General features: G+C 65.6%; 5 protein-coding genes. 2 read left to right on the top strand and 3 right to left on the bottom strand.

Translation table 11 applies throughout. The features are described 5' to 3' along the window. Nucleotides 1-1,179 (top strand): FAD-binding oxidoreductase (locus VDP82_RS13600; RefSeq protein ID WP_323015388.1); only part of this gene is annotated, 1,179 nt, incomplete at its 5' end. A gap of 100 nt (nucleotides 1,180-1,279) precedes the next feature. Here VDP82_RS13600 and VDP82_RS13595 read toward each other — a convergent pair. Next, nucleotides 1,280-2,317: an aldo/keto reductase gene (locus VDP82_RS13595; protein WP_323015387.1), complete on the bottom strand. Its 1,038-nt coding sequence runs from the start codon at nucleotides 2,315-2,317 to the stop codon at nucleotides 1,280-1,282. 94 nt (nucleotides 2,318-2,411) lie between these two features. Between VDP82_RS13595 and VDP82_RS13590 the strand changes: the two genes are divergently transcribed. Further along, nucleotides 2,412-3,419 carry a rhodanese-related sulfurtransferase gene (locus VDP82_RS13590; RefSeq protein WP_323015386.1) on the top strand — a complete coding sequence of 336 codons (1,008 nt, stop codon included), beginning with the start codon at nucleotides 2,412-2,414 and terminating at the stop codon, nucleotides 3,417-3,419. Nucleotides 3,420-3,422: 3 nt separating this feature from the next. On the opposite strand, the gene mbfA is transcribed toward VDP82_RS13590, so the two are convergent. Next, nucleotides 3,423-4,403, bottom strand: a complete 981-nt coding sequence (gene mbfA / locus VDP82_RS13585; RefSeq protein WP_323015385.1) for an iron exporter MbfA — start codon at nucleotides 4,401-4,403, stop codon at nucleotides 3,423-3,425. A 78-nt stretch (nucleotides 4,404-4,481) separates the two neighbouring features. Next, nucleotides 4,482-5,137, bottom strand: a 656-nt coding sequence (locus tag VDP82_RS13580) for an NAD(P)/FAD-dependent oxidoreductase (RefSeq protein WP_323015384.1), incomplete at its 5' end; no start/stop codon positions are given.

Genomic DNA, 5,137 nt, shown 5'->3' with positions numbered 1-5,137 from the left:
CGCAGCGTCACCCTGTTCGACCGGCGCGAGCCGGGCCATGAAACCAGCTTCGGCAATGCCGGCATCATCCAGCGCGAAGGGGTGCGCCCCCATGCCTTCCCGCGTGATCTGGCCACGCTCATGCAGGTGGGGCTGCATCTGTCCACCGCCGCCCGTTACGAGCCGCTGGCCCTGCCGCGCCTCGCCCCGGCGCTGCTGCGCTATTGGTGGGAATCCTCCCCCGATCACTATCGCAGGGTGGTGCAGAGCTATGCCCCGCTCATCCTGCGCTCCATCGATACCCATGCCGACCTGATGGCCCAGGCCGGGCCCGAAGCCGAGGCGTTGGTGAGCAAATGGGGATGGCTGCTGGCTTTCCGCAGCGAAAACGGCCTGCGCCGCGAAGCCGACAAGGCGCGCGAGGACAATGAGCGCTTCGGCATCGGCTATGAAGTGCTGGACTGGCCGGCGGTCAAGGCGGCCGAGCCCGCGCTCAAGGGCGGGCTTTCCGGCGCTATTCACTGGACCGACCCCTGGACGGTGCGCGATCCGGGGGCGCTGGTCGCCCAGTATTTCCAGCTTTTCCTGCGGCTGGGCGGCGAATTCGTCCAGGGCGCGGTCGAAAAGCTCGAACCGGGCCCCGAGGGGTGGACGGCAACAGTGGCTGGAAGCCGCCATTCGGCCCGGCAGGCCGTGGTGGCGCTGGGTCCCTGGGCCCCTGAAGTGCTCGATCGGCTGGGCTACCGCCTGCCCCTTTTCGTCAAGCGCGGCTATCACATGCATTACGACAGCGAAAAGGGCGCCAAACTCAACCATCTCCTGCTCGATCCCGAAGTGGGCTATGCGCTGGCGCCGATGGCGCGCGGCATCCGCCTCACCACCGGGGCGGAATTCGCCATGCGCGACGCCCCGCCCACGCCCATCCAGCTCGACAAGGCCGAAAAGGCGGCGCGGGAATTGCTCGACCTGGGGCCGCGCGTCGATTCCACCCCCTGGAAGGGCGCCCGTCCCTGCACGCCCGACATGATGCCGATCATCGGCCGGGCGCCGCGCCACGAGGGCCTGTTCGTCGGCATCGGCCACGCCCATCACGGCTTTACCCTGGGCCCGGCCACCGGCGAATTGCTGGCGCAGATGATGACGGGAGAAGAAACCCCCATCGATGTGCGCCCCTTCGCCATGGAGCGCTTTTTGCATTGATGGAACTGGCGCCGTAGTCCTGCGCTTTCCCGATGTCATCCCCGGCTCGGAGGCCGGGGCGACAGCGTGTGGAATTGGCGTGAGGGGAACCCCTCCTTGCCTACCGCAGCCAGCCGGTGGGGCGGGGATGCAGCTCCATCTGCCCCTCGCGCGTGGCGTCATCGATGGCGTCCAGCTCCTCCTGGGCGAAGCTCAGATTGTTGAGCACGCCCAGATTGTCCTTGAGCTGGTCGAGATTGCGCACGCCCACCAGCGCCGAGGTCATCTCGCTGCGCCGCAGCACCCAGGCCAGCGCCAGCTGCACCATGGTCTGCCCGCGCGCCTGGGCGATCTCGCCGAGACGATCCACGGCGGCCAGCACGCGCGGCTCGATATGGCTGGCGCGCAGGCTCCCATTGGGATTTTCCCCGCGTGTGCCGGTCTTGGCGCCGCTATTATACTTGCCTGAGAGCACGCCTTGCGAGAGCGGCGAAAAGGCGATGACGCCGATGCCCAACTCGCCGCAGGCCTCGATGGTGTGGTCGTTCTCGATCCAGCGATTGATCACCGAATAGCTGGGCTGGTGGATGGTGGCGGCCACGCCCATTTCCTTCAGGATGCGATGGGCTTCGCGGGTTTCCTTTTCCGGATAGCTGGAAATGCCGACATAGAGCGCCTTGCCCGAACGCACCGCCTGGGCCAGCGCCCCCATGGTCTCTTCCAGCGGGGTCTCGGGGTCGTAGCGGTGTGAATAGAAGATATCGACATAATCGAGCCCCATGCGCTTGAGGCTCTGGTTGAGGCTGGCCAGCAGATATTTGCGGCTGCCGAATTCGCCATAGGGGCCGGGCCACATATTATAGCCGGCCTTGGTGGAGATGATGAGTTCGTCCCGATAAGGGCGGAAATCGCGCGCCAATACCTGGCCGAACAATTCTTCCGAGGAGCCGGCGGGTGGCCCGTAATTATTGGCCAGGTCGAAATGGGTGATGCCATTGTCGAAGGCATAGCCCAGAATCTCCATGGCGCTGGGATAGTCGCGCGTGCCGCCGAAATTCTGCCACAGGCCCAGGCTGACCACGGGCAGCTTCAGCCCCGAGCGCCCCGAGCGGCGATATTGCATGGTGTCGTAACGTGCCGTGTCGGCCCGGTAAGTCATGATGGTCTCCCAGCATTTTCTAGATTTGGCCCGGCTGTCGAGCGATGCTATGAGCAGGCCGAAAACGCCCCGGCCCCGCAGAATGGACGCGAGAATGACCCAAGATTCTGTTCCATACAAGGTGATGGCGATCTACAAATTCGCCGACCTGCCCGATGCCGCCGCCATCCAGCCGCTGCTCTCCGATTTCTGCGCCGAACGCGGCATCAGGGGCACGCTGATCCTGGCGCCGGAAGGCATCAACGGCACGGTCGCCGGCACCGCAGAGGCCATCGACGCTCTGGCCGGATTTCTGTTTTCCGGCCCGGTTTTCGCCGCACGGCTCGCCGGGGCCGAGGTCAAATATTCCACCGCCGGCGCCATGCCCTTCCTGCGCCTGAAAGTACGGCTCAAGCCCGAAATCGTCACCTTGCGCGCGCCCGAGGCCAATCCGGCGCGGCAGGTGGGCACCTATGTCGCGCCCGAGGACTGGAACGCGCTGATCGATCGCAATGATGTGGTGCTGGTCGATACCCGCAATGACTACGAGGTGGGGCTGGGCAGCTTCCAGCGCGCGCTCGATCCGAAAACGCAGAATTTCACCCAGTTCAGGGAATACGTCGCCACCCATCTCGATCCGAAGCGCGACCGCAAGGTGGCCATGTTCTGCACCGGCGGCATCCGCTGCGAAAAGGCGTCGAGCTATCTGTTGAGCCAGGGCTTCGAGGAGGTTTTCCACCTCAAGGGCGGTATCTTACGATATCTCGAAGTGGTGCCCGAAAACGAAAGCCGCTTTGCCGGGGAATGCTTCGTTTTCGACGAGCGCGTCTCGGTCACCCATGGGCTGGAAGAGGGCGAGGCCAGCCTCTGCCGCGCCTGCCGCCGTCCCCTCACTCCAGCCGAACGCGCCCATGCCCATTACGAGGATGGCGTTTCCTGCCCCCATTGCCACGACGATGCGGCCAAGCGCGCCGCCGCCGCCGAGCGGCAGCGCCAGATGCAACTGGCCCGCAAAAAGGGCCTCGCCCATATGGGCGACGACGCCGTGGCGTCGGCGGAAGCCCGAAGAGTGCAGAAACGCGCCCATGCCGAAGCCTCGCGCCGGCGGGCCAGGGGGCAATAGGGATCACGCATTGCCGATGAGGATGCCGGCGGCAAAGACCAGCGAGCCGCCCAGCACCACTTGCAGAACCGCCCGCCAGAAGGGCGTCTGCATATAGCGGTTCTGGATGAAGGCGATGGCCCACAATTCGATCAGCACGATGAATATGGCGATGCCGGTGGCGAGGGTGAAATCGGCGATGAGATAGGGCAGGGCATGGCCCAGCCCGCCCACCGCCGTCATGATGCCGGCGGCAAGGCCCCGCTTGAGCGGCGAGCCGCGCCCGGTCAGCTTGCCATCGTCGGACGCCGCTTCCGTAAAGCCCATGGAGATGCCGGCGCCCACGGCGGCGGCCAGCCCCACGAGGAACGTCTGGTGTGTGTCGCCGGTGGCGAAGGCGGCGGCAAAGACCGGGGCCAGCGTCGAGACCGAGCCGTCCATGAGCCCCGCCAGTCCCGGCTGCACATAGGTGAGCAGGAACTGGCGGTGCTTTTCCTGGCCCTCGGCCTGCCGCCCCTCGGGGCCGAGGACCTCGGCGTCGATGCGGTCGGCGGCATCGGCATGCTTGCGCTCCTGCGCCGCCAGATCGCCCAGCAATTTGCGCAGCGCGGCGTCGCTGCTGCGCTTGGCCGCTTCCATATAGAAGCGATAGGCGCCCTCCTCCATTTCCCACACCTGCTGGCGCACCGCCTCCAGGCTCAGCGTGCGGCTGAGCCAGAGTGGCCGGCGTTGCAGGAAACCGCGCACATCCTCGCGCCGGATCGGCACCAGCCGCGGTCCGAAGCGCTCGATGTAAAGATCGAGCAGGCGCCGGCGATGCTCGTTTTCCTCATCCGCCATGGCCTCGAACAGCGCCGCCGAGCCGGGATAGGTGCCGGCCAGCCGTGTCGCGAAGGCGCCATAGATGCGCGCATCCTCTTCCTCGGCAATCACCGCCAGCGCCAATATCTCCTGCTCCGAAAGGCTGTCGAAGCTGCGGCGGGTCTCAAGGGGAAAAAGCGGCATGGCGATACCTTGGAATGATTCTAAACTTTCTTTAGAACCGTTCCAGACTATTGGCAAGCGTCAGGCCCTGTCCTTGTCTCAACGCAACATGGATTGCTGCGCGAATACCGCCGCCATCATTCCCGCCGCACTGGCCAGGGTGACGCTGGCCATGGGATTGGCGAGGTCCCCGGCGGCATAGATGCCCCTGACGCTGGTTTCGCGCCGCTCGTCGGTCTTGAGCACCACGCCCAGCGGGGTTTCCGTCAATGCAAGGCCCAAGCCGACATGCAGGTCGGCGGCCGGCGCGAAGCGAGGATGGGCAAAGAGCACGTCGACGCCGACCTTGCGGCCATCGGCCAGATTGACCGTTTCGATCTGCCCTTCGGCGTGCGCGATGGCGCTGATCCTGCCTTCGACCAGCGTGACCTTGCGGGCCTCGAGATCGGCCCGGGCTTCCCCATCCAGTTCGTGCCCGTTGGCGAAAACGGTGATGCGGTCGGTCCAGTCGCCATAGAGCGACACCATGTGCTGCGACATCGGCCCCGAATAGACCAGGCCCCAATGCCGGTTAGCCACCTCGAAACCATCGCAATAGGGGCAGGGAACGATGGATTGCCCCCAGCAGGCGGCAAAGCCGGCAATGTCGGGCATCCGGTCGGCCAGCCCATAGCTCAGCAGTACCCGGCGGCCGTCATAAGTCGGCCCGCCCTGGGTCTCGATGCGGAAAGCATCGAGATCGCCGGTGATTGCCG

Origin of the sequence: Devosia sp. (genome assembly GCF_034675085.1) — a bacterium.
Classification (GTDB): domain Bacteria; phylum Pseudomonadota; class Alphaproteobacteria; order Rhizobiales; family Devosiaceae; genus Devosia.
This window is presented reverse-complemented; position numbering and strand designations above follow the sequence as displayed.